The following is a 23,192-nucleotide window of genomic DNA, read 5'->3' as shown; positions in this document are numbered from 1 at the left end:
CTCCTTATCGGGACGGGGGTGTCCATTCTTGCCAGGTTAGTGCTGTCAGCACGTGATCCTGCCACTTGCCGTCGATCAGCAAATAGTCTTTCGCGTAGCCTTCACGTTCAAAACCCAGACGCTCCAGCAACTGACCACTGCGTTTATTGTGCGGCATGTAATTCGCCATGATGCGGTGCATCTTTTGCTGGCGCTGCATATAGCGGATGAGCGTCTGCAACGCTTCGTGCATCAGGCCTTTGCCCTGCCATTCCTGACCGAGCGAATACCCGAGGAAACAGGCATGAAAAGAGCCACGCAGTACGTTGCTGAAATTCGCCACACCCATCACCCGGTTTTCATCGGGATCGAGCAAAATAAAGTAATAGGCGCTGCCCTGCTTTTGCATCTCGGTAATCAGCCCGAGGCGAGCCTGCCATCCGGAGGGATAACAATGGCTTTCATCCCTGACCGGCTCCCAGGGTTTCAGAAACGCACGATTCTCGGCGTAGTATTCAGCCAGCCGGTGCGCATCACGGTCATGAACCAGGCGCAGAACCATCCGGTCAGTGGTAAGCCGCACCTTTGGCACGGCAGATTTGTAGCCAAACATCCCTTCCCTCCACATCCCGCATGGGTCGATAAATAGAATTTATAGGAAACGACAGATCATCGCTAATTCTGCCAGTCAGAACGCGGCTTGACGATAAAAAAATATTATCAATAGCGCCCTATCTAAATGCCTGTTTCCGGTTCAGACTGGGAGCGTCTTTTCTCCTTTCTGTATCTACCGGACAGGATACAAATAATCGCTCATGGTGAAGCATGTCTCTGGTATCACAAGCTCGGAGCTTGGGTAAGTATTTTCTGTTATTAGACAACGCGCTGGTTATTTTAGGCTTTTTCGTGGTTTTTCCGTTGATCTCGATCCGATTTGTCGATCAGCTTGGCTGGGCAGCGATGGCCGTCGGTCTGGCGCTTGGCGTTCGTCAGCTTACGCAACAGGGATTAGGCATTTTTGGCGGAGCGATTGCTGACCGGTTCGGCGCAAAACCGATGATTATCACTGGCATGTTATTGCGTGCGGCGGGCTTCGCCACCATGGCGATGGCCGATCAGCCGTGGATCCTGGTCGGCTCCTGTATTCTCTCCGGCCTCGGTGGCACGTTGTTTGATCCGCCACGTACCGCGCTGGTGATCAAACTGACCCGTCCCCACGAGCGCAGCCGTTTCTTCTCCCTGATGATGATGCAGGACAGTGCCGGTGCTGTGATTGGCGCACTGATCGGCAGCTGGCTGTTGCAGTACGATTTTCATTACGTCTGCTGGGCCGGCGCAGCCATTTTCTGTCTTGCCGCAGCCTGTAACGCCTGGCTGTTACCTGCTTACCGTATTTCCACCATGCGTACCCCGATGCGCGAAGGCATGATGCGCGTGTTGCGCGACCGCCGTTTTCTGGCTTATGTCCTGACGCTCACCGGCTATTACATGCTGACCGTGCAGGTGATGCTGATGTTGCCTATCGCGGTCAATGATGTCGCGGGCAGTCCGTCTGCGGTGAAATGGATGTACGCCATCGAAGCCGTGCTGTCACTGGCATTTTTATATCCGATTGCCCGCTGGAGCGAAAAACGCTTCCGCCTCGAGCAGCGCCTGATGTTTGGATTGCTGATCATGACACTCAGCCTGTTACCGGTCGGTCTGGTTACCTCAATCAATCCGTTATTACTGCTGATTGGCTTCTTCTATATCGGTTCCATCATTGCCGAACCGGCGCGTGAAACCCTCAGCGCATCACTGGCGGATTCCCGCGCACGCGGCAGTTATATGGGCTTCAGCCGTCTCGGTCTGGCACTCGGCGGTGTGATTGGTTACACCGGCGGCGGCTGGATGTACGACACAGGCCGGGCACTGCAACTGCCTCAGTTACCGTGGTTTCTGCTCGCCGTTGTCGGCTTTATCACCCTCACCGGTTTGTACTGGCAATTCAATCTGCGCCGTATCGAACCGGCCATGCTCAGCGGGGGCTGATCTCTTACTCATTTTTTTAATACCCAAAATGATTGGCGTTGTAACAAGGCGGCAAGCGAGTGAACCCCGATGAGCTGACAAAGGTCAGTGATTCGGGTAAACGAGCGTAGCCAACACAGTGACAGCGACAAGCATGACGGGCAGGTTTGATCTCACCCGCATCTATACCCATACTGAATCATAGCGTTAGATAAAATCCGAACCTACATCCGGCAGTTTTCATGCACCCTACAGGTCACCGCCGGCGACAACAGGAGCTACGAACTATGAGACTTTACGTTTACGAACATTGCCCTTTCTGCGTGAAAGCACGCATGATTTTCGGTTTGAAGAACCTCCCGGTTGAAATCAAAGTGCTGCTCAATGACGACGAAAAGACGCCGGTTTCGATGGTGGGCAAAAAGATGGTGCCTGTCCTGCAAAAAGCCGATGGCGGCTTCATGCCTGAGAGCATGGATATCGTGCATTACATCGACAAAAGCGACGGCAAGCCGCTGCTGACCGGTCCGCTGAATGCGTCAATTGCCGCGTGGTTGCGTCAGGTTTCTGAATATACCGGACGTCTTCTGCTGCCGCGTTTTGCTGCCGCACCATTGGAAGAATTTTCCACGCCGGAAGCGCGTAAATACTTCTCCGATAAAAAACAGGCCGCCAGCGGCAGTTTCGCAGAGCATCTGCAACATTCCGAAGGTCTGGTGAAGAAGATCAGTCAGGATTTGCGCGCACTCGACAAACTGATCGTCGAGCCGAATGCGGTGAACGGCGAGCTTTCCGAGGATGATATTAATCTGTGGCCGCTGCTGCGTTCGCTGACAATTGTACAAGGCATTGACTGGCCTTCGCGCGTGCAGGACTATCGCGACAATATGGCGAAGCAAACGCAGGTCAATCTGCTAACTCGCCTCGCGAGCTAAGCACATCTTACTTAGCTGCCGGAAGTGCGCTTCCGGCAATTTTCCCTTTTCTTCCCTGCCTCCGGCACTTAGGCTAATCAGCGTTGTCTGATTGGAGCCATGACGCTTTCGGGTCATGCTGACAAAATAGCATTTACGTAATGAGGGAAGAATGACAAAGCGATTTCTGGGTGCCGCAGTCCTGATATGTGCCAGTTTACTGGCCGGTTGCAATCAGCTGACGCAGTACACCATCAGCGAGCAGCAGGTGAATGATTACCTGCAAAAGAACAACAACTTCGAGAAACAGTTGGGTGTTCCCGGACTGGTAGATGCAAAACTGATCCTGACCAATCTCAGCAGCCAGATTGGCCGCGCAGAACCCGGCATCGTGACCTTGACCGGCGACGCGCATGTTGATATCTCTTCATTGTTCGGTCCGCAAAAAGCCGATATGCGCCTGACCCTGAAAGCGCATCCGACGTATGACCGTGAGAAAGGCGCCATTTTCCTGCGTGATATGCAGGTGGTGGATTACACCATCAAGCCGGAAAAAATGGATAACGTGATGAAAGGCCTGATGCCTTATCTGAACAACTCACTGAACACCTATTTCAACCAGCGTCCGGCTTATGTGCTCAATGGCGATCACAGCAAAGGCGAAGCGATGGCGAAGAAACTGGCGAAAGGCATTGAAGTGAAACCGGGGCAGTTAGTGATACCTTTTACTGACTAGTCTGAGTCAACCGATAATAAAAAGCCCGGCGTGATTGCTCACCGCCGGGCTTTTTACGTTCTGTCGTCCGGATTACTGGTCGTCTTCTTCAGCATCATCCAGCTCTGGCGGCAGCTGCTCTTCCAGTTCGTCGCGCATCGCCTGCAAAGCTTCACGACTGATTTCAGACAGTGTGCGGTAGAAACCGCTGGTGGCATGGGCCTCAACTTTACCAAGGAATTTGCCGCACCACGGGAACAGGAATTCATCAAACAGGGTGATCTGCGCGCTGACTTCATCTTCCTTCGATTGATCTTCCAGCCAGGAAGCTGCCAGTAGCATACCGCCAAAATGATCGGCAGGCGTTTCACCCAAAGGCATTCCGCGCTGTTGCAGGAATGTACGCACATCCATTTCATTTGCACCGTCAACATAATCACTGCGGAACGGCGAAACCGCGCATTCTGAGCCGACAAAAAGACGGTTAAATTCAGCGGCCAGTGCTTCGGGATTGGCGCTTTCCTGCAAACGGACCAGTAGCGCATCCTGTTCCAGCGGCCAGTGTTCGCGCAGCTTGCCGTCCTGAATCAGACCAAACAGCGGAACCAGTAACGGATCCTGCGGCTGACGGTAAAACAAGGTGCCCAGCACGCGGCAGACAATCGAAAATTCATTCATAACAGTAACCTGATAAGACAATGAAAAGGGTTAATCACCCGCAATTTGGTCGCGACAATGTCACAGTTCGCTTAATTCAGCAATGGGCGCGCGGCCACGTGTTTCAAGAAAATCGAGAAAACGACGCGGGCTGACGTTAAGGATACGTTCTTCCGGGAAATCAATTTCACGCAGGATACGTTCGCAATGTTCAAAGCCGCCGAGCGAGTAAGCAATGTGCGAATCTGATCCCAGCGCCAGCCAGCCACCGGCTTCTTTGACTGCCAGCGCAATGGCGCGGCAGTTAGGCTCGCTGCCCACGCGGGAATGAATAAACGAGGAGTTATTCAGCTCCAGCGCGACGTTATATTTTGCGGCAGCGGCCGCCACAGCAGGAATATCAATCGGGTATTTCGGGTTACCGGGATGCGAAATAATATGCACTTCACCGCCCGCCATTGCCGCAATGACCGCCGCAGTATGGGTTTCTTTATCAACCGGTTGCATCACCGGCTCATGGAAACCAGCAATTATGACGTCAATTTCTTTGAGCATCGGGCCGGTACAGTCGATATCACCGTTGATGTTTTTGATATTCGATTCAATGCCGCGCAGAATGCCGATTCCGTTCACCAGACGCGGCCAGACCCGCATATTCATAAAGTGCCAGTAGTGCGGTGCATCGGCCATATCAGGGCCATGATCGGTGATGGCAAACAGCTTAATGCCCTTTTCCGCTGCCTCATCAATGTAATCATGTAACGTGCTGTAGGCGTGTGTGCTGGCAACAGTATGCATATGTAAATCAACCGGGTACGGCATGTGCTCTCCTTGAAGTCTTCCGCTGCGGCGAAATAACCGCAGCATGTATAATGTTAGCAGATGAATGTCAGTAACCCCGACCGAGATCGACGCGTCCTTTCGGCTCGCGCCCCGCTTCTATCGCCAGAATATTGCTGACGATGCTGTCCATGGCTTCTTCCGGCAGCGTATCAGCAGCGACGTGCGGCGTAATACTCACGCGCGGATGCGACCAGAACGGGTGCATACCCGGCAGCGGCTCTTCGACGAAAACGTCAAGCGCGGCAGCCACTATTTGTCCGCTGTCGAGCGCACGCAGCAAATCGCCTTCCACCAGATGTCCGCCCCGGCCAAGGTTAATCAGATACGCATTATGCGAAAGATTTGTGAACAGTTGATGATTGAGAATACCGGCGGTGTGTGGCGTATTTGGCAACAGATTAATCAGCACCTTGCAGTCACTGGCAAAAGCCGCCAGTTGATCGTTGCCATAGAAACTCTGTACGCCTTCCTGCGACTTGGCGCTGCGGCTCCAGCTGCGCACGGTAAACTGCATATCCACCAGCGGCTGCGCCACGCTGCTGCCGAGTACGCCAGCACCGAGAATACCGATGGTGAATTCACTGCGGGAATGCGGCGAAAGCGGACGCCACTGTTTTTGTTGCTGGAACAGCTGATACTCGTCCATCCGCCGGAAATAACGCAGTACGCTGGCGAGCGCATATTCCTGCATCTGTAATGCCATGCCGGTATCTTCAAGGCGCAGTAATGGCACACCGGCAGGCAATGTGCCCGGCTGACGCTGTTCCTGCGTGAGAATGGCATCGACGCCCGCCCCCAGCGCGAAAATGCCTTTCAGCGCAGTGCGCGGCGCGAGCATGGCGTACGGCGGCCGCCAGACCAGGGCGTAATCTGCCGGTTCATGATCATTAGCATTCCACGCGCGCACGTTGGCCTGCGGTAATCTTTTCGTTATTCCGTCAATCCAGGGTTTTGCATCAGATGTAGGGTGGTAGAAAATAATGTTCATCGGGAAAGCCTCCTGTGAGCGGATAGATTTCCCTGAATATCATCGGGATGCAACCCTGTGACGCAAAAAAGAACAAGCCCCGAAGAACGGGGCTTGTTAAATGATGTGCTGTGATGACAAAAATCAGGCCACAGAAGGCTCGCGGTGGATCATCCGGCGCAGCAGCGGAATAAGAATGAGCAGCACAACACCTGTCGCAACAGAACCCCAGCCCAGTGCGTTAAACACCTGACTGTATCCCGGATTGGTCAGCAACGGCGTACTGCCGGCATTTTGCGGCATCAGTCCGGAAATGTAGCTTGCCAGCACCGACGCCACGCCGGTCACCATCATCCAGCAGCCCATCATCACGCCCTGGTAACGCGGCGGAGCCAGTTTGCCGATCATCGCGTAACCGATAGGTGAAATCAGCAGTTCGCCGATACTTTGCAATACATAGCTGATGGCAATCCATTTAAACGCCACCAGCCCGTCACCGCCCGCGAGATGAATACCCAACGGCAGCACCAGCATGCCTAACCCCATGCAGAAAAGAGAGGCCGAGAACTGCGCCGGAATATCAATGTTCCAGCCGCGCTGACGCAGACGGTTAAACCACAGCGCCATCAGCGGCCCGCCGATGACGATCACCACGGTATTAATGTTCTGGATCCACTGCGGTGCGACGCGAATACCGTACACATTCAGGTTGATGTTATTTTCGGAGAACAGCATCAGCCCCATCGGCGCGAGCTGATACAACATCCAGAACACCAGTGAGCCCAGCGCCAGCAGCAGATAGGCTTTCATGCGGCGACGCTCATCGGCATTACGATGGCGGAACGTCACCACCGTCATTAGCGCGAAAATCACAATACCCAGTGCCACCACGAAGTAACTGCTGAATTCTGCGTGGGTCAGCAACATGCGGATCACCGGCACCAGCACGATCAGAATGGCAATACCCACCGCCAGCCGGCGCAACCACTGACTGCGGCTGACCTCTTTGAGCGGTGTACTGATGTCAGCCAGAATTGACCAGCGGGAAAGCGTCACGACAATGGCAGCCACATTACCCAGCGTGGCGAACAGGAACAGCGCGCGATAGTTTTCACTCAGCTGGAAATAACCGGCCACCGCGAAACCAATAAAGAAGCCGAGGTTCATCCCGGCGTAATTCCACAGGAAGGCCGATTCGCGACGGTCATCATCTGGTGCAAAGCGCTGTGTCAGCATCATGTTCAGGCAGGTAACGTTCAGCCCGCTGCCGGTCAGGAACATCGCCAGCCCCCAGTACAGCCCCGTCACGCCTTCCATCGCAATCAGCGCGCAGCCAAACACCTGCAACACCATGCCGAGCACGAACAGATTACGGTTGCTGAGATAACGTCCGCCAAGATAGCCGCCGAACATATGCAACCCGTAGTTGAATGCGCCGAATACGCCCATGATGGCGTTGGCGTTATCTTCACTGAAGCCGAGTTTTTTGGTGGCGTATAAAACCAGCGTGGAATACAGCACCGCAAAACCGAGCGTCGCGAATGTCTGAACGAAGAATAATGTGCCCGCCCCGGCAGGTATTGCCGTCCGGTGTTGCGACGTCGTCGCGTTATTTGACTGACTCAAGAATAACCCCTGCCCTTATGTGATAAACAAACTCTGCTTCAATCGGTGACTTGTACAGTTCTTATGCGAAGCATTTTTTAACAGTGCATTGTTATACCGCTACCACCCGCGATTACCACAACATATCTTGCTATTTCGCCGTAACAAAAAGTGTTTGCCGGATAATTGTGCTTTTATGCAAAACCTCTAATTACTTATGCATTCTGATAAGCAATTTTAATCACGCCCGGCAACCAGATAACCGTTGTTCATCCTTCACGCGCTTTTTGTTCTGTAAATCATCAGATTGCTCTAAGTTTGTCTAATCGGCACGGATCCTGCAAAAGAGGGTTGACGCTGAGCTCACTTTTCCCTACATTAGCGCCGGTCAGCAGCACTGCGGTGCAGCCGACGACTGGAGAGGTGTCTGAGTGGCTGAAGGAGCACGCCTGGAAAGTGTGTATATGAGCAATCGTATCGAGGGTTCGAACCCCTCTCTCTCCACCACATTAAAGAAAAAAGGTTCTGATGAAAATCAGGACCTTTTTTTTGCTTCAGACAATCCGCACAAGCAACTCAGATAATCGTATAGCCGCCGTCGACGATAAGATTTTCGCCGGTGATCATCCCGGCCTTTTCGCTGACCAGATAGGCTACTGCGCCGGCAATTTCATCCGGCATCGCAAATCGACCTGCGGGAATTTTTGCCGTCATGGCCACCGCTCTTTCACCCTGCCAGTAGCGTTTACCTAATTCCGTTTCCACCACCGTCGGTGAAATCGTATTAACGGTAATGCCAAATTGCCCCCACTCCGCCGCCAGCACTTTTGACGCGATCACCAGACCGGCCTTGCTGGTGCAATACGCCGCATGATTCTCCAGCGCAATAACACTCGCCTGCGAGGCGATATTCACAATGCGCCCGTATTGCTGAGCAATCATGTACTTTCCGGCAGCCTGCGAAAGAAAATAAGGTGCGGTCAGATTCACTAACAACGTGGCATCCCAGCTCTCTTTTTTCACCTCAGAAGCCGCTTCGAGAATGCCTATTCCGGCGTTGTTCACCAGAATATCAATCCGTCCGTAACGGCCGATAACCTGCTCAATCAGCGCGGGAATGGCGGCAATGTCTGACAAGTCAGCCGCGATACCGAACCCGTCACCGGTCAGTTTCTCTGCCTGGGCAACAACCTGCGGATCCTTATCCACCATCACGACGGTTGCGCCGAGCTGGATCATCAGTTCAGTGATTGCCAGTCCGATCCCTGCCGATGCGCCTGTCACGACGGCAATTTTACCTTTAATGCCAAAAAATTCGTTGATGTTCATTTTTCTTCCTTCAGTGTGAGAGAGGTCAGGTCCGTTTCTGTCTTTGCCGGAACCCGTGCGGGCTGTGGATTGCGGATAAACCAGGTCAGAACGCCGCCGATGAAATAGAGCGCCGAGTAGCAGATCACCACCGTTTTGATATCAAACGAGGCACTGAACAGCACCGTAGCGATAGCCGGACCAATAAAATTGCCGATACCACCGCCGAGATTCTGCACAGAGATCGCCGCGCCTTTATGCTCAGGTGCCAGCATCGGGAAAATCGCGCCCATCGGCACAAAAGAGGTAATCGTGAAGGCCAGCAGCAGCCCGAAGAAAATGGCCATACCAAGATTTGCCGGGAAATATAAAGGCATGAAATAAAACAGCAATGTGGTGATGGTGCAACCGAAGAAGCCAACCCAGCGCATCTGGAACAGCCAGCCAATACGGTCACCGATAATCCCCCACAGCACATTAGTCACCGGCTGAACCAGGAAAAATATGCCCCAGATACGCATCCATTGTTCAGGAGTAAAACCGACGTTTTGTGAGGTGTAGTGCAGCGGCATAAAGATAGGAAATCCAAACAACGCGAGGTTACAGAGAATGCGGATAATCAGCGCCAGACAAATATCTCTGTTGGCAAATATCAGGGTAATACCACGGCTGATTTCCAGCAGTTTCGCCGCGCCCGGCATCGCCGTTTTATTTTGCGAGGGCAGCTCTTTCAGCGTTAACAATGCTATTGCGCCCCCGACGATCACCCACGCCAGTGACATCCACAATGTGGTGAGGAACCCCCACAGAGGAATAGTCACGCTCGGCAGAAACGACGCAATGATGCCGTAACCGATGGTGAACATCGACCAGATCCAGCCCGTCGCCGACGCCAGCCTGTGTGAAGGTGTTCTTTGTACTACCAGCACATAGAATGCGTAGAAGAACAGCGGATAAGCGAAACCGCGCAGCGCATAGAACACCAGAATCAGGGGATAGTTTTTGGCAGCGAGTCCAAAGTGGATAAACAGCACATGGAACACGACCCACCAGACTACGCCCAGCGCCATGATTTTGCGCGGGCCGTAAATCTCGCTGATGCCACCGGACAGCCAGCTGGCAATGGCGGCAGTGATGGCATAAACGGTGAATACCATTGCGCTTTGCGAAACGTTAAATCCGATATCAATGATGTATTTCGATAAAAAGGCCAGTTCGACGCCATCGCCGGTCATAAATATAGCAATGGCGATATAGCCCCAGAAAAGTTTGACGGGCATACCAAAGACAACTTTCGACATTTCTGACGGGTTTTCAAAGGCAGGTGATGAGGTTGAAGTCATTTCCGCTGTATCCTGATTTAAAATTATTGTTAGGAAGGGACGCGGATTGAGTATAAAAAACAGGCAAAAGGAAACCTTTCCCTGCCTGCCAGCAGTTCCCGATAATGGCACTGAGGGATAATGACTATTGAGGTGCTTCACAGAGTGGAGATTCAGCAGGCTGATGCTGCATAGAGTCTGAGCGGCTGGCACAAAACCCCGAAAATTTTCTTGACCCTTCGCGGCTGTCTCCCTATAGTAGCGCCCCGTTGCAACGCATGCGCTGTAACGAACACGGTGAGGTGTCTGAGTGGCTGAAGGAGCACGCCTGGAAAGTGTGTATACGAGAAATCGTATCGAGGGTTCGAACCCCTCTCTCACCGCCAAATTAAAGAAAAAGGGTCCTGATGAAAATCAGGACCCTTTTTCTTTTGGTAAAGATCATGTACTCAGCGGATAAACCGGCTTCTTTTGGCATTCAGTGGCTGATTTCTCCATCGCCCGGCGAGCCATTCAAATTCCTGATAAGTATTATCCGATTTCAGTTCTTCCCGCAGAGCTTTAATTAAAGGCTCAGCAATGTTCCAGGTGTCGATCACGGTCGAATAAGAAGTGCGTTTAATCATATCTTCATCATAAATACCGCTCTGAATGGTCACCGCAACACGCTCATAAAAATTAAGAATGTATTGGAACTTACTACACTCACGGATTTCCTCTTCAGTAAGCGGTGAAGCTTCCGGTGGAAATACAAATGAGCGGAAAGACTTTCCTGAACTATGTACCTTTTTCAGTACTTTCAATGACTGGGCATAGCGGGTATCTGTTCGACTTTCAAAAAGAAAAACGGCTGTCTGAGTTCTTTTTGCAATACGGACGTTATAAACAATCGTGCCTATAGCGACAAAGACGCCGATAAGCAGAATGATATTGCTGATGAGTTGCAGTTCTAACGCGTCAAATTTCATGATTTTCATCCATGAAAAAGGCGGGATTCCCCGCCTTATTGAGATCAGTCTCTTTTAAAACCAATCGTATTCGTCATACATCATGTTCATATGATCCTCCCTGAGCCGTTTTTATAACGTTTTCACGTTACAAAAACATGCAATGAATTCAACATCATGCCGAATCCGATGAGCATAAAGTACGCACAAGGTCGCTAACTTGCAATACTGTATGAACAATTCAGGAAGACATCTCGCAAAAAATCACATCTTCACCAGCATCAGTCCTGCCCTTAATCCTAATGCGACATTCGGATTGGGAAACAACACAACCTCCTCGTCTGCTTCGACCTGGTAGGTTTTGCCGCTTTCCTGCGCGATAACAAAACCTTTGCTGAACGCCGTAAAATTCAGGGCATCGGGCGGGACATACAGCTCAAAATCTTCCTGTGAGCGGATCACATCCTGCACCACGCGGTAATGCACCAGCGGCGCGGCAGCTTCACGGACGGGCAACGGTTCACCGCTGACCAGCGATTCCAGCGCGCGGCGGATACCGGTGAATTGCGTATGATCGTTACTGCCAAACGGCAGCGCCTTGCCCAATTCCAGCGTGCAACTGTCAGCCTTAAACACATCGCTGCTGAAATGCGTAAAAGTACCGCCCGGCGACCGGTGATGCACCAGCGCATCCAGCCCGGCGGCATCCAGCCACGCCAGCATCGCTTCGCTTTTCCGGCGCGCCTGAAGCGGCAATAAACCAAAACGGACATGTTGTGATCCGCGGATCGCCGTGTGCAAATCATAATGGTATCGCTGCATGGCTCCCGCAGCCGCAGCACTGCGGTAAAACAGCGCCATCACCTGTTCGAGTTCTTGCGTCCGTCGGGTTTCATCATTCGGCGTATAACGCGCATGACGCCCGCCGAACATGCGGTTCATGTCCGCATCGACAAACCGCTTGTTGATGCGCATGGAAGGCGGATTGCCCAGCAAAACCAGCAACCTGACGCGCAGCTGCCGTTCGCCTGAAAGCAACTCACTGACCAGCTGATTCAGCAACTCAACCGGCGCGGTTTCATTGCCGTGGATACCGGCAGAAATGACCACTGCCGCTTCGCAGGGCTGACGCGGTGACAGCTCGAGAATGCCCTCACCGCGCCACTGCCAGTCCAGCGTTTCGGTTTGTCCGGCAGGCTCTGTCAGAGCATCGCCGGAAAGCGTCGTCGCCAGTAAATCAAACATATCTCACTCCTTTGAGGTTCAGCGCTGGAACGGATAAATCGCACCCAGCCCCAGAATATTGGTCAGTTCGTCAAGCGCAGTACGCACTTCGGTCAGAAGCTGCGGATCGGCCAGATCTTTCGCCTGCATCCGGTCACGGTAATGCGTATCTACCCAGGTATTGAGCCGGGTAAACTGACTGTCGCTCATCAGCGAGGCCACGTTCACGGCGTTCAGTTCGTTGCGGTTGAGCGCCACACGCAGGCGCAGACACGCCGGACCACCGCCGTTACGCATACTTTCCCGCAGATCAAACACTTCAACCTGGTCGACAGGGCCGCCGCTGTCTTTCAGCGCCGACAAATAAGCCCACACACCCGCGTGCTGGCGAGACTCTTCCGGCACCACCAGCATCATTTTTCCGTCCGTTTTGCTCAGTAACTGGCTGTTAAACAGATAGGTCGCCACCGCATCATCGAGCGACACTTTCGACTGCGGCACTTCAATCGGCTGAAAATCCAGCTCAAGCGCCGCCATCTTTTTGCGGATTTCGGCCAGTGCTTTATCTGAATTCACAAACGCCTGTTCATGATGGAAAAGCACGTTGCCGTTGCTGACAGAAATCACGTCGTTATGAAAAACGCCGCTGTCGATGGCGTGCGGATTTTGCTGGATAAACACCGTTCGCTTTTCATCAAGCTGATGTAAACGCGCCACGGCGTCACTGGCCAAACGGGTCTGACGTGCCGGATAACGTAGCGGTTCATTCCCGTCGTTCACCAGCCCGTCACGGCCATAAACAAACACCTGCACGCCGGGTTTATCGTATGCGCCGCATAAACGGTTGTGATTGGCGGCGCCCTCGTCTCCCAGCGCCGCCACCTGAGGCAATGCGTCGTGATGGGCAAAATATTTATCCGCGTGGAATGTGGCACGCAAAATTGCAGATGTGGTTTCAGCCTCGATTGCACGATGGAATTTATTGTTCAGGTTCGCGACGGTGAAATGCACGCGCCCGTCGGCGCTGTCCGCTGAAGGCGAAACGGTTGCTGCATTCGCGACCCACATGGCAGACGCCGAACTCAGCGATGACAGCAAACGTGGCGAATACGCCTGAGCTTTGGTCAGCACCTCACGGTCGCTGCCACCAAAACCCATTTTACGCAATGTGCTCAGATGCGGACGCTCATGCGGTGGCAAAATCCCTTGCGCAAAACCCAGGTCAGCCAGCGCTTTCATTTTCAGCAGGCCCTGTTTCGCCGCCAGACGCGGATTGGCGACTGCATTCTGATTTTTGGTCGAGGCTTCGTTGCCAAACGACAGCCCCGCATAATGGTGCGTTGGCCCGACTAATCCGTCGAAATTTGCTTCACATCCAGACATTCCTGTCTCCTCAGGTTGTACGGAAATCAATACCAGGCGACAACGTCGCAGGGAGTTCCAGCTTGTCTGTTTCCAGCGAGGCCATCGGCCAGGCACAATAATCCGCCGCATAATAAGCACTCGGACGGTGGTTGCCTGAAGCGCCGATGCCACCGAAAGGCGCGTTGCTTGATGCGCCGGTCAGCGGTTTGTTCCAGTTAACAATGCCTGCTCTTGCTTCCAATAATAGCTGCTCAAACTGAGAGCGCTCAGCAGAGATCAGTCCGGTTGCCAGGCCGAAGCGTGTCTGATTGGCGAGGGCGATGGCATGATCGAAATCGCTGTAGCGATAAATGCCCAGCAACGGACCAAAATATTCTTCATCAGGAATGCCCGCCACGCCGGTCAGATCGATGATCCCCGGCGTCAGCACGGTATTGAGCGGATCCGGACGAGTCAGCAACAGCAAGGGCTTTCCGCCCAGCGCCAGCAGTTCGTCCTGCGCTTTCAGCATATTGCGAGCCGCAGCGTCAGAAATAACGCCCCCCATAAATGGCTGCGGATCGTCATTCCAGCCGCCCACACGCAACTGCATGGTCACGTCCAGCAAACGGGCGATAAACGCATCCCCCGCCGCGCCCTCTTTCACCAGCAGGCGGCGCGCACAGGTACAACGCTGTCCGGCAGAAATAAAGGCCGACTGAATGGTCAGGTTAACCGCCGCATCAATGTCTTCTGCCGGCTCGACAATCAGCGCATTGTTACCGCCCATTTCCAGCGCCAGAATTTTTTCAGGCTGCCCGGCCAGTTGTCGATGCAACTGGTAACCGGTGCCCGCGCTGCCGGTAAACAACAACCCGTCGATATTGCCGCAGGCCGCCAGCGCTTCGCCGGTGGAACGACCGCCCTGCACCAGATTCAGCACACCTTCCGGCAGCCCTGCCTGTTGCCACAACTTCACGGTTTCTTCGGCGGTTTTCGGCGTCAGTTCACTCGGTTTGAAGACCAGCGTATTGCCCGCCAGCAAGGCAGGAACAATATGTCCGTTCGGCAGATGGCCGGGGAAGTTATACGGGCCGAAAACGGCCAGCACGCCGTGGGGCCGGTGGCGCAGAACCGCTTCGCCGTCGGGCATAGCGGTGTGTTTTTCGCCAGTACGGTGCTGATTAGCTTCCAGTGAAATCGCCACTTTGCCAATCATTGCCTGAATTTCGGTCAGCGTTTCCCAGCGTGGTTTGCTGGTTTCCTGGCTGATGATCTCTGCCAGCCGGGTTTTGTGTTCAGTCAGTAAATCCGCGAAACGTTGAATCACTTCCGCGCGTTCGGCCAGGGTTTTACGCGCCCATGCCGGGAATGCCGTGCGCGCTGCCGCACAGGCGGCGTCGACATCTTCTGCATTGGCGCTCAGCGCCGACCATAACAACGTGTTATCCGCCGGATTGGTTTTGTTGAGCTGCGCGCCTTGTCCGCTGCGCCACTGGCCCTGAATAAAAAGTGCAGGTTGCATCATGCGAGACTTTCCTTTTTGAGATTTTGGGTTGCGGGAGTAACGGAGCTGCCGGGAAAAAGTGCCACGGCACGCAACGAATCGCCTTCGCGCAGGCCGAGTATTTCGGCTTCGGCGGCGTTAAGTGACAGGTTTTCCGGGGTGTCACCTCCCGGAACCAGCAGGGCACGGAAGTTCTGATACTGCTCATTAGCGACCAGATACAGCGGCTCATCGTCACCGCTGCGTTCTTCCGCCAGTCGCACCGGCAGCAGGCGGCTTTCTTTCACCGCGCGTAACTGATCTATTTCGCCCTCGAGCGTCGGACCGGCATCGAAAATATCCACATAACCTTCGTAGCGCAGCCCTTCGCCTTCAAGCACTGCACGCGCCGGTGCAGTTTGCGGATGCACTTCGCCGATCACTTCACGGGCTTCATGACTGAGCAGTTCGGTATATAAAGGATGTTTCGGCATCAGTTCGGCGATAAAGGATTTCTGCCCCATGCCGGTCAGACGATCGGCTTCGGCGAATTCCATACCAAAGAAGTGCCGCCCGACGCTGTCCCAGAATGGAGAATGCCCATTGTCGTCGGAGACTCCGCGCATTTCAGCGATCACCTTGCGCGAGAAGTATTCGCGGAACGCCGCGAGAAACAGGAAACGCACTTTTGCCAGCAGCTGACCGTTTTTACCGTTGCGGTAATCCGCATCAAGAAACAGCGTGCAAAGCTCGGTATAACCGGTGTGATCGTTGCTGAGAAACAACGTCGGCACCGGTTTGTAAATGTTCAGGCTTTTGGAGGCATGGACCAGTGTACCGAGGCGAAAGTTGTACCACGGCTCACTCAATCCGACCGCCACTTCAATGGCACTCACGCCGACTACTTTTTGCTTTTCGGTGTCTTCGAGCACGAACAGATAGCCCTGCTCGCCTTTATCCAGACGACCTTCCCAGGTCGCTACCGATCGCTCAATCCGCCCGCGTAAATGCGCTTCATCCTTGGGCAAAGACGTTAAACCGATGCCGGTTTTGCCTGATAACTGCAGAATATCGGCGAGATCGCCGGGCCGCACAGGTCTAATCAACATCATGATGCTCTACCTCATTTTACCCAATTAATCACACGCACAGGCGCGCGACAGCTCGCTCAAGGCGGTTCAGCCCTTCTTCAATATCCGCACCCGGAATAATCAGCGATGGCGCAAAGCGCAGCACGTTAGGTCCGGCAATCAGCGCAATCAGCCCTTCTTCCGCCGCCAGCGTATTCAGCTGTTTGGCCTGATCTTTATAACGCTCGCTCATTACAGCGCCGATCAGCAAACCCTGGCCGCGCACTTCGCTGAACACCTGATATCGGTCGTTAATGCGTTTAAGCCCGGCGATAAACCAGTCATGTCGTTTAGTGACTCCGGCTAACACTTCCGGCGTGTTAATCAGCTCAAACACCTTACCCGCCACCGCCGTCGCCAGCGGATTACCGCCATAAGTAGTGCCGTGGGTGCCCGGCTGGAATAGCGCGGCATAACGGTCGGTGGTCAGCATCGCGCCAATCGGGAAACCACCGCCCAGCGCCTTGGCACTGGTCAGAATGTCCGGCACCACGCCGTAATGCTGATAGGCATACAACTCGCCGGTACGCCCGACGCCGGTCTGCACTTCATCGAAAATCAGCACTGCCTGATGCCTGTCACACAGCTCACGCAGTCCTTGCAGGAATTCAGCGTCAGCCGGCACCACCCCGCCTTCGCCCTGAATAGGCTCAACAATCACTGCGCAAGTGCGGGAAGAAATATGGCTGGCGACAGCGGCCAGATCGTTAAACGGCAGATGGGTAATCGCTTGCGGTAATGGCGCAAAATCTTCGGAATATTTAGGCTGACCGCCGGTCGTCACGGTAAACAGCGTGCGGCCATGGAAGGCATTTTTGAAAGCGACGATTTCATTCTTTTCACCACCAGCTTTATTGCCGTACAGCCTGGCCAGTTTGAGCGCCGCCTCGTTAGCTTCCGCGCCGGAGTTACAGAAAAAGACTTTGTCAGCAAAGGTGGCGTCGATCAGTTGCCTGGCCAGACGCAGCACCGGTTCGTTGGTGTAACCGTTACCCAGATGCCAGACTTTATCCGCCTGTTCGTGCAGCGTTTTACGGATTTCCGGGTGCGCATGACCCAGCGCATTCACGGCAATGCCGCCCGCAAAATCGACATAATCTTTGCCCGCCTGATCCCACAGCCAGGATCCTTCACCACGCACGGGAATAAACGCCGCAGGGGCATATACCGGCACCATCCAGTCATCAAAGTTCTGGCGGCTGACGTTTTGTGGCTGCTGTTGGTGTTCCATATAAACCTCTTAATGTAAGGCCAGTGACTGGCTGAATTCAGGGTGCAGGAGCCTGCCCCCCATACCGGCAGGAAACTTGGTTATTGGTTTGTTATTTAAAAGTTAATAAATAATCTCACTCAGTCACATAATAGAGTGCAGTCTTCATGCCAGCAAAGGGAAAAAGTGAATAGAAAAAGTGACATCGAGAAAAAACAACCACTTAATACCGTCCGTTATTCACTTTAATTGCATAATAAATGAATAAAAGAAAAAATCCCCTTTTGCAGCAACGGGTGATGAAGAATGACTATGCAGGGAAATAATTTCATTTCAGCCACAATGTTTTATGCAGGATTGTGATCCGGCGCGTATCGTTCCTGCCTGTTTCAGGTGCAGCGCCCGATGAAGGTGCAATGTCGCACCGTTCTGGCGCATCTGTGCCCCGTGACCCTGTTCACACTCTGCGCAAATAAAAAACAGTGCCCCGCCTTTCTTTCTGAAAAATCCGCGTATAGATTTTCCAATATGTCTTATATGTTAATTATTTGATCTAAATTTGTTTCATTGTTATCGGTAACGTCTGCCTCCCAGCCGGACTCCGGTATAATCGCCGGATTTAATTAACCTTAATTTAACATTTAAAATCACAAATGTTAACAATTAAGGACTTTGATCACATTCCGTTCACGACCACGCGAAAAGCGCTTTCCCGTTAAGTTAATCTCTGAATGTGGAATAAATGACCACTGCCCGTTCCCCTACACAAGAACAGAACATCATAAGAAAGGTACCGACATGAAATTTAACCTCGCATTAGTCAGTGCATGTGTGGTTTCAGCATGCATGTTATTCACAACACCGTCATTCGCCGCCAAGCCTTACGACATCGCTGTCGTCGCCAAAGTCACCGGCATTCCCTGGTTCACCCGCATGGAAGTCGGCGTAAAAGAAGCCGCGCAAAAACTCGACGTTAACGCCTATCAGGTGGGCGCTTCCACGCCGGATCCTGCCCAGCAGGTCAAAGTGATTGAAGATCTGATTGCCAAAAAAGTCGACGCCATTATCGTTGTGCCGAACGACGCTAAGGTACTGGAGCCGGTGCTGAAAAAAGCGCGCGACCAGGGCATCGTGGTGTTAACGCATGAATCACCCGATCAGCAGATTGGTCAGTGGGATATTGAAACCATCGACAGCCAGAAATATGCGCAAGCGAATATGGATGAGCTGGCGAAAGATATGGGCGGCAAAGGCGGTTATGCCATTTATGTCGGTTCCCTGACCGTGCCATTGCATAACGCCTGGGCAGATGCGGCGATTAAATATCAGAAAGAAAAATACCCGGATATGCATGAAGTGACTTCACGTCTGCCGGTTGCAGAAAACATCGATAAGTCTTACTCCACCACGCTCGATTTAATGAAAACCTATCCTGATCTGAAAGGGATTATCGGTTTCGGTTCCCTCGGCCCGATTGGTGCCGGTCAGGCCGTTCAGCAGAAACGAGCGAAAAACAAAATAGCCGTTGTCGGTATCGCTATGCCTGCACAGGCTGCGCCATACCTGATGCGCGGTGATGTGAAGAAAGTGCTGCTGTGGGATCCGAAAGATGCCGGTTACGCCTTAGTTACCGTCGCCGACCAGCTGTTGCAGGGTAAAGAAGTGACCAAAGACCTGAGCATCGAAGGTTTAGGCAAAGCCGATGTGGATATGGATAAACACGTGATTCGTTTTAATAAAATTCTGGAAGTGACACCAGAGAATGCGAAATCACTCGGCTTTTGATTTAGCTTTTTAATTCTTTTATTTACCAGATATTTACCGGAGATACATTTATCTCCAGCGCCACACCAGGCAAATAGAAACAGATACGGCGATGTTTGCTGTGCCGTATCTGAATTTCTAATCAGACATTGAAACTTATACCCTAAATAATTCGGGCTGTGGGAAGGCGGCAAATGAGTAAATCCCGATGAGCTTACATAAGTAAGTGATTCGGGTGAGCGAGTGCAGCCAACGCATCCACAGCACGAAGTATGAAGGGTATGTTGTAAGGATTGCGATGAATACTCTCAGCACGTCCCCTGCCCCTGCTGAGGCCTTTATCAGCCTCGAAAAAATCAGTAAAAAATTCCCCGGCGTATTAGCGCTGGATAATGTCAGCCTGACGCTGAATAAAGGCGAAGTGCATTGTCTTGCCGGTCAGAATGGTTGCGGAAAAAGCACCATCATTAAAGTGATTTCCGGCGTGTATCAGCCGGAAAAAGGCGCGGCGATTACGCTCGACGGAAAACTCTTTCATACCCTGACGCCGCAACTTTCATCTTATTACGGTATTCAGGTTATTTATCAGGACTTGTCTTTATTCCCGAATTTATCGGTGGCCGAAAATATTGCCATTCACCGTTATTTACCAGGCGGTGATTTTTGGGTACATCGCGAGGCAATGCGCAAAAAAGCTGTCGCAGCGATGCAACGGGTCGGAGTTTCTCTCGATCCGGACCGTAAAGTCGAAAAACTCTCGATCGCCGACCGTCAGTTAGTGGCAATATGCCGCGCAATCGCCGCTGACGCCAGCCTGGTTATCATGGATGAACCGACCGCGTCACTGACCCGTACCGAGGTAAACGGCCTGCTGCGGGTGGTGAATGAGCTGAAAGCTGCGGGGATTTGCGTGGTTTTTGTCAGCCACCGTCTCGATGAGGTGATGGAAGTTGCCGACCGTATCAGCGTGATGCGCGACGGCAAACTGGTCGGCACCTATCCGGCCAGTGAACTCGACAGCAATGAGCTGGCATTCCTGATGACCGGACAACGTTTTACCTACAGTCACCTGCCTCACCGCGCGCCCGCCGACGTGACGCCGCTGCTGGAAGTCAGCCATCTGAGCCGCAAAGGCCAGTATCAGGATATTTCGCTGTCACTGCGCCAGGGCGAAATTACGTCAATTATCGGCCTGCTCGGTTCGGGGCGCACCGAGCTATGTCTGAGCCTGTTTGGCATGAGCCAGCCGGACAGCGGTGAAATCCGCGTTAACGGCAATGCGGTTAAATTTCACAGCAACCGCGACGCCATCCGCCACGGTATCGCTTATGTGTCAGAAGACCGTCTGACGCAGGGGCTGATCATGGAGCAATCCATTTACGACAACACGCTGGTGTCGATTTTCGACAAGCTGCACACCGGCACCGGGCTGATGGATCACCGCAAAGCGGCGTCCGTGGTGAAAGACCTGATCCGTGACCTGAACATTAAAGTTTCTGACAGCGGCTTACCCGTGAAGACGCTTTCCGGCGGTAATGCGCAACGTATCGCCATCGCCAAATGGGTCGCGACGCAGCCACATATCCTGATCCTCGATTCTCCAACCGTCGGTGTGGATATTGCCAACAAAGAAGGGATTTACCGCATCGCCCGCGATCTGGCGGAGTCCGGCATGGCAGTGCTGATGATTTGCGATGAAATTCCGGAAGCTTATTACAACAGTCACCGCGTGCTGGTGATGCGCAAAGGCCAGCTGGTGGCGGAATTCGCGCCGCACCAGAGCAGCGAAGCGCAGATTGCGGAGGCGATCAATGGATAACAAATCTCTCTCGAAACTGTTTTCTCAGCACGAATTCTGGCTGGGATTACTGGTACTGCTTTTGGTCATCGGCCTGAGCATCAGCACCAATGAATTTATGACGCTCGGCAACCTGACCGACGTCGCCACCAGTTACGCCATTCTCGGTATTCTGGCCTGCGGCCTGTTTGTGGTGCTGATCGCCGGTGGTATCGACATCTCCTTCCCGGCGGTGACCTCCATCGGTCAGTACGTGATGGCAAGCTACATCATCCACCACGGCGGCAGTTTCCCGCTGGCGTTTGCCATGTCGATGAGCACCGGTTTGCTGCTCGGGCTGGTCAACGGTTTCCTGGTGTACTGGCTGCGCGTTCCGGCCATCATTATTACCATCGCCACGCTGAACCTGTTCTACGGGTTGCTGGTGTATCTGACCAACGGCACCTGGCTGTACGGCTTCCCCGACTGGTTTATGAACGGCATTAACTGGTTCTCCTTTACCGCTGCTGACGGTTATGACTATGGCCTGACATTGCCGTTACTCAGCCTGCTGGGCGTCATCATCGCCACCGGCGTGCTGATGAACCGCACCCGCGTGGGGCGTCAGATTTACGCCATGGGCAGCAACCGTGACGCCGCGTCGCGCCTCGGTCTGAACATCCTGCGGCTGCATTTTTACGTCTACGGATTTATGGGATTACTGGCGGGTATCGCTGCCGTGGTTCAGGCGCAAATCACTCAGTCTGTCGCACCGAATTCCCTGCTCGGTTATGAGCTGACGGTGCTGGCAGCGGTGGTGTTAGGCGGCACCAGCATGACCGGCGGTCGCGGCTCGCTTACCGGCACCATTCTCGGTGTGATGCTGCTGGCCTTCCTGCAAAACGGTCTGACCCTGCTGAGTATTTCTTCTTACTGGCATCAGGTTTTCAGCGGCGTGATCATTCTGGTCAGCATCAGCAGCACCGCGTGGAATGAAAAACGCAAACTGGCAAAGGGGATGTGACATGACAACCTTAAACCGATTCTTCCCCGGCGACCGCATCATCCGTTTGCAGTTGCTGATCATCGTTGCCGTGGCCGTGTTGTTCTCTTTCACGCTGGGCGGCAGTTTTTACAGCATCGGCAATTTCCAGTCGATTTCCTCGCAGTTGCCGATTCTGGGCATGCTGGCGCTGGGCATGGGCATCACCATGCTCACCGGCGGCATCAACCTTTCAGTGATTGCCGGAGCTAACGCCTGTTCGCTGGCAATGGCGGCGATTCTGGTAGCGCATCCTGATCAGCCACAATATTTCGTGCTGGCGATGCTTGCCGGTCTCGCTGTGGCGGTGGTGACTGGCGTGCTAAACGGCGCGCTGATTGCGTACATTGGTGTCTCGCCGATTCTGGCAACGCTCGGCACCATGACGCTGATTGCCGGACTGAACATTCTGCTGACCAACGGCGCGGTGATTTCCGGCTTCCCGGCGGCGATTCAGTATCTCAGTAACGGCAGTCTGCTGGGCATTCCGGTCGCCCTGCTGTTATTCCTGCTGGTGGCGCTGCTGTTATGGGTTTTGCTGGAGCACACCACGCTCGGCCGCAGCCTGTATCTGATGGGGTCCAATGAACAGGCCACAAGGTTCAGCGGCATCAACACCCACAAAGTGACTATCGCGGTTTACGTGCTTTCCGCCCTGCTGGGCTGGGGCGCGGCACTGCTGATGATGTCTAAATTTAACTCGGCGAAAGCAGGCTACGGCGATTCGTATTTACTGGTGACCATTCTGGCCTCGGTGCTCGGCGGGATTAACCCCGACGGCGGTTTCGGTCGGGTCATCGGGCTGGTACTGGCACTGATCGTCCTGCAAATGCTGGAAAGCGGCCTGAACCTGATGGGCGTCAGCAGTTACCTGACAATGGCGCTTTGGGGCGGCGTCCTGATCCTGTTTATCGCTCTGCAAAACAGAAAATCTTAAGCGAAAGCTTT

20 protein-coding genes and 2 tRNA genes are annotated in these 23,192 nt (G+C 53.4%); 9 read left to right on the top strand and 13 right to left on the bottom strand.

Translation table 11 applies throughout. The annotated features are described in order from the left end of the window. Positions 1 to 4: 4 nt before the first annotated feature. A complete protein-coding gene (rimJ, locus tag EC840_RS02155; protein ID WP_132963875.1) occupies positions 5 to 592 on the bottom strand; it encodes a ribosomal protein S5-alanine N-acetyltransferase in 588 nt (195 codons plus the stop codon). 212 nt (positions 593 to 804) lie between these two features. Here rimJ and mdtH point away from each other — a divergent pair, with 212 nt between their 5' ends. The 3 genes from mdtH to EC840_RS02140 all read left to right on the top strand — a co-directional run bounded on the left by mdtH (position 805) and on the right by EC840_RS02140 (position 3,639). Then, positions 805 to 2,010 (top strand): multidrug efflux MFS transporter MdtH, encoded by a 1,206-nt coding sequence (mdtH, locus tag EC840_RS02150; protein WP_112288248.1) that lies wholly within the window; start codon positions 805 to 807, stop codon positions 2,008 to 2,010. Between the two features lie 266 nt (positions 2,011 to 2,276). Next, positions 2,277 to 2,924: a glutaredoxin 2 gene (grxB, locus tag EC840_RS02145; protein WP_129638629.1), complete on the top strand. Its 648-nt coding sequence runs from the start codon at positions 2,277 to 2,279 to the stop codon at positions 2,922 to 2,924. Positions 2,925 to 3,075: 151 nt separating this feature from the next. Then, positions 3,076 to 3,639, top strand: coding sequence for a lipoprotein (locus EC840_RS02140; protein ID WP_120162656.1), 564 nt, complete (start codon positions 3,076 to 3,078; stop codon positions 3,637 to 3,639). Between the two features lie 72 nt (positions 3,640 to 3,711). Here EC840_RS02140 and EC840_RS02135 read toward each other — a convergent pair whose 3' ends face one another. From EC840_RS02135 to EC840_RS02120, 4 genes are all read right to left on the bottom strand, one after another. Next, positions 3,712 to 4,296, bottom strand: a complete 585-nt coding sequence (locus EC840_RS02135) for a molecular chaperone (protein WP_112288251.1) — start codon at positions 4,294 to 4,296, stop codon at positions 3,712 to 3,714. Between the two features lie 60 nt (positions 4,297 to 4,356). Then, positions 4,357 to 5,097, bottom strand: coding sequence for a phosphatase (locus EC840_RS02130; RefSeq protein WP_112288252.1), 741 nt, complete (start codon positions 5,095 to 5,097; stop codon positions 4,357 to 4,359). A gap of 67 nt (positions 5,098 to 5,164) precedes the next feature. After that, the gene (gene ghrA / locus EC840_RS02125) at positions 5,165 to 6,106 is read right to left on the bottom strand and encodes a glyoxylate/hydroxypyruvate reductase GhrA (protein WP_132963874.1); all 942 of its coding nucleotides are present in this window, start codon (positions 6,104 to 6,106) and stop codon (positions 5,165 to 5,167) included. A 123-nt stretch (positions 6,107 to 6,229) separates the two neighbouring features. Next, positions 6,230 to 7,711, bottom strand: coding sequence for an oligopeptide:H+ symporter (locus EC840_RS02120; protein WP_129638627.1), 1,482 nt, complete (start codon positions 7,709 to 7,711; stop codon positions 6,230 to 6,232). A 396-nt stretch (positions 7,712 to 8,107) separates the two neighbouring features. Between EC840_RS02120 and EC840_RS02115 the strand changes: the two genes are divergently transcribed. Beyond that, a tRNA-Ser gene (locus EC840_RS02115) sits at positions 8,108 to 8,197 on the top strand. Between the two features lie 69 nt (positions 8,198 to 8,266). Here the strand turns inward: EC840_RS02115 and EC840_RS02110 are convergent. Both EC840_RS02110 and EC840_RS02105 read right to left on the bottom strand, forming a co-directional pair. After that, positions 8,267 to 9,019 (bottom strand): GolD/DthD family dehydrogenase, encoded by a 753-nt coding sequence (locus EC840_RS02110; protein ID WP_132963873.1) that lies wholly within the window; start codon positions 9,017 to 9,019, stop codon positions 8,267 to 8,269. Next, positions 9,016 to 10,341, bottom strand: a complete 1,326-nt coding sequence (locus tag EC840_RS02105; protein ID WP_132963872.1) for an MFS transporter — start codon at positions 10,339 to 10,341, stop codon at positions 9,016 to 9,018. Before EC840_RS02105 ends, EC840_RS02110 begins: the two co-directional genes overlap by 4 nt. A 275-nt stretch (positions 10,342 to 10,616) precedes the next feature. On the opposite strand from EC840_RS02105, the gene EC840_RS02100 reads away from it, so the two are divergent. Then, positions 10,617 to 10,706: transfer RNA gene (locus tag EC840_RS02100), tRNA-Ser, on the top strand. A 63-nt stretch (positions 10,707 to 10,769) separates the two neighbouring features. Here EC840_RS02100 and EC840_RS02095 read toward each other — a convergent pair. The 6 genes from EC840_RS02095 to EC840_RS02070 all read right to left on the bottom strand — a co-directional run bounded on the left by EC840_RS02095 (position 10,770) and on the right by EC840_RS02070 (position 17,682). Then, the gene (locus EC840_RS02095) at positions 10,770 to 11,288 is read right to left on the bottom strand and encodes a DUF4760 domain-containing protein (protein WP_129638624.1); all 519 of its coding nucleotides are present in this window, start codon (positions 11,286 to 11,288) and stop codon (positions 10,770 to 10,772) included. A gap of 243 nt (positions 11,289 to 11,531) precedes the next feature. Beyond that, positions 11,532 to 12,512 carry a succinylglutamate desuccinylase gene (gene astE / locus EC840_RS02090; RefSeq protein WP_132963871.1) on the bottom strand — a complete coding sequence of 327 codons (981 nt, stop codon included), beginning with the start codon at positions 12,510 to 12,512 and terminating at the stop codon, positions 11,532 to 11,534. Between the two features lie 18 nt (positions 12,513 to 12,530). Then, the gene (gene astB / locus EC840_RS02085; RefSeq protein WP_132963870.1) at positions 12,531 to 13,874 is read right to left on the bottom strand and encodes an N-succinylarginine dihydrolase; all 1,344 of its coding nucleotides are present in this window, start codon (positions 13,872 to 13,874) and stop codon (positions 12,531 to 12,533) included. A gap of 10 nt (positions 13,875 to 13,884) precedes the next feature. After that, complete coding sequence (gene astD, locus EC840_RS02080; RefSeq protein ID WP_132963869.1) at positions 13,885 to 15,363, bottom strand: succinylglutamate-semialdehyde dehydrogenase; 1,479 nt, start codon at positions 15,361 to 15,363, stop codon at positions 13,885 to 13,887. Continuing rightward, positions 15,360 to 16,433, bottom strand: coding sequence for an arginine N-succinyltransferase (gene astA / locus EC840_RS02075; RefSeq protein WP_132963868.1), 1,074 nt, complete (start codon positions 16,431 to 16,433; stop codon positions 15,360 to 15,362). The genes astD and astA overlap by 4 nt, the downstream gene beginning before the upstream one ends. Before the next feature lie 28 nt (positions 16,434 to 16,461). Beyond that, positions 16,462 to 17,682, bottom strand: coding sequence for an aspartate aminotransferase family protein (locus EC840_RS02070; protein WP_132963867.1), 1,221 nt, complete (start codon positions 17,680 to 17,682; stop codon positions 16,462 to 16,464). Positions 17,683 to 18,459: 777 nt separating this feature from the next. Here EC840_RS02070 and EC840_RS02065 point away from each other — a divergent pair. From EC840_RS02065 to EC840_RS02050, 4 genes are all read left to right on the top strand, one after another. Continuing rightward, complete coding sequence (locus EC840_RS02065) at positions 18,460 to 19,446, top strand: autoinducer 2 ABC transporter substrate-binding protein (RefSeq protein WP_112288262.1); 987 nt, start codon at positions 18,460 to 18,462, stop codon at positions 19,444 to 19,446. A gap of 277 nt (positions 19,447 to 19,723) precedes the next feature. Continuing rightward, positions 19,724 to 21,244, top strand: coding sequence for a sugar ABC transporter ATP-binding protein (locus EC840_RS02060; RefSeq protein ID WP_132963866.1), 1,521 nt, complete (start codon positions 19,724 to 19,726; stop codon positions 21,242 to 21,244). After that, on the top strand, positions 21,237 to 22,226 hold the full coding sequence (locus tag EC840_RS02055; protein ID WP_132963865.1) for an ABC transporter permease: 990 nt from the start codon (positions 21,237 to 21,239) through the stop codon (positions 22,224 to 22,226). Before EC840_RS02060 ends, EC840_RS02055 begins: the two co-directional genes overlap by 8 nt. A gap of 1 nt (position 22,227) precedes the next feature. Beyond that, complete coding sequence (locus tag EC840_RS02050) at positions 22,228 to 23,181, top strand: ABC transporter permease (RefSeq protein ID WP_132963864.1); 954 nt, start codon at positions 22,228 to 22,230, stop codon at positions 23,179 to 23,181. The last annotated feature ends 11 nt before the right edge of the window (positions 23,182 to 23,192 follow it).

This window comes from Rahnella sp. JUb53 (genome assembly GCF_004346065.1).
Lineage (GTDB): Bacteria > Pseudomonadota > Gammaproteobacteria > Enterobacterales > Enterobacteriaceae > Rahnella > Rahnella variigena.
This window is presented reverse-complemented; position numbering and strand designations above follow the sequence as displayed.

Coding starts and splice junctions, on each gene's coding strand:
- mdtH (WP_112288248.1), top strand. CDS start 805: ATGTCTCTGGTATCACAAGCTCGGAGCTTGGGTAAGTATTTTCTGTTA.
- rimJ (WP_132963875.1), bottom strand. CDS start 592: ATGTTTGGCTACAAATCTGCCGTGCCAAAGGTGCGGCTTACCACTGAC.
- EC840_RS02110 (WP_132963873.1), bottom strand. CDS start 9,019: ATGAACATCAACGAATTTTTTGGCATTAAAGGTAAAATTGCCGTCGTG.
- EC840_RS02095 (WP_129638624.1), bottom strand. CDS start 11,288: ATGAAATTTGACGCGTTAGAACTGCAACTCATCAGCAATATCATTCTG.
- EC840_RS02140 (WP_120162656.1), top strand. CDS start 3,076: ATGACAAAGCGATTTCTGGGTGCCGCAGTCCTGATATGTGCCAGTTTA.
- EC840_RS02055 (WP_132963865.1), top strand. CDS start 21,237: ATGGATAACAAATCTCTCTCGAAACTGTTTTCTCAGCACGAATTCTGG.
- EC840_RS02105 (WP_132963872.1), bottom strand. CDS start 10,341: ATGACTTCAACCTCATCACCTGCCTTTGAAAACCCGTCAGAAATGTCG.
- astA (WP_132963868.1), bottom strand. CDS start 16,433: ATGATGTTGATTAGACCTGTGCGGCCCGGCGATCTCGCCGATATTCTG.
- astD (WP_132963869.1), bottom strand. CDS start 15,363: ATGATGCAACCTGCACTTTTTATTCAGGGCCAGTGGCGCAGCGGACAA.
- EC840_RS02135 (WP_112288251.1), bottom strand. CDS start 4,296: ATGAATGAATTTTCGATTGTCTGCCGCGTGCTGGGCACCTTGTTTTAC.
- ghrA (WP_132963874.1), bottom strand. CDS start 6,106: ATGAACATTATTTTCTACCACCCTACATCTGATGCAAAACCCTGGATT.
- EC840_RS02065 (WP_112288262.1), top strand. CDS start 18,460: ATGAAATTTAACCTCGCATTAGTCAGTGCATGTGTGGTTTCAGCATGC.
- astE (WP_132963871.1), bottom strand. CDS start 12,512: ATGTTTGATTTACTGGCGACGACGCTTTCCGGCGATGCTCTGACAGAG.
- EC840_RS02070 (WP_132963867.1), bottom strand. CDS start 17,682: ATGGAACACCAACAGCAGCCACAAAACGTCAGCCGCCAGAACTTTGAT.
- EC840_RS02060 (WP_132963866.1), top strand. CDS start 19,724: ATGAATACTCTCAGCACGTCCCCTGCCCCTGCTGAGGCCTTTATCAGC.
- EC840_RS02130 (WP_112288252.1), bottom strand. CDS start 5,097: ATGCCGTACCCGGTTGATTTACATATGCATACTGTTGCCAGCACACAC.
- grxB (WP_129638629.1), top strand. CDS start 2,277: ATGAGACTTTACGTTTACGAACATTGCCCTTTCTGCGTGAAAGCACGC.
- EC840_RS02050 (WP_132963864.1), top strand. CDS start 22,228: ATGACAACCTTAAACCGATTCTTCCCCGGCGACCGCATCATCCGTTTG.
- astB (WP_132963870.1), bottom strand. CDS start 13,874: ATGTCTGGATGTGAAGCAAATTTCGACGGATTAGTCGGGCCAACGCAC.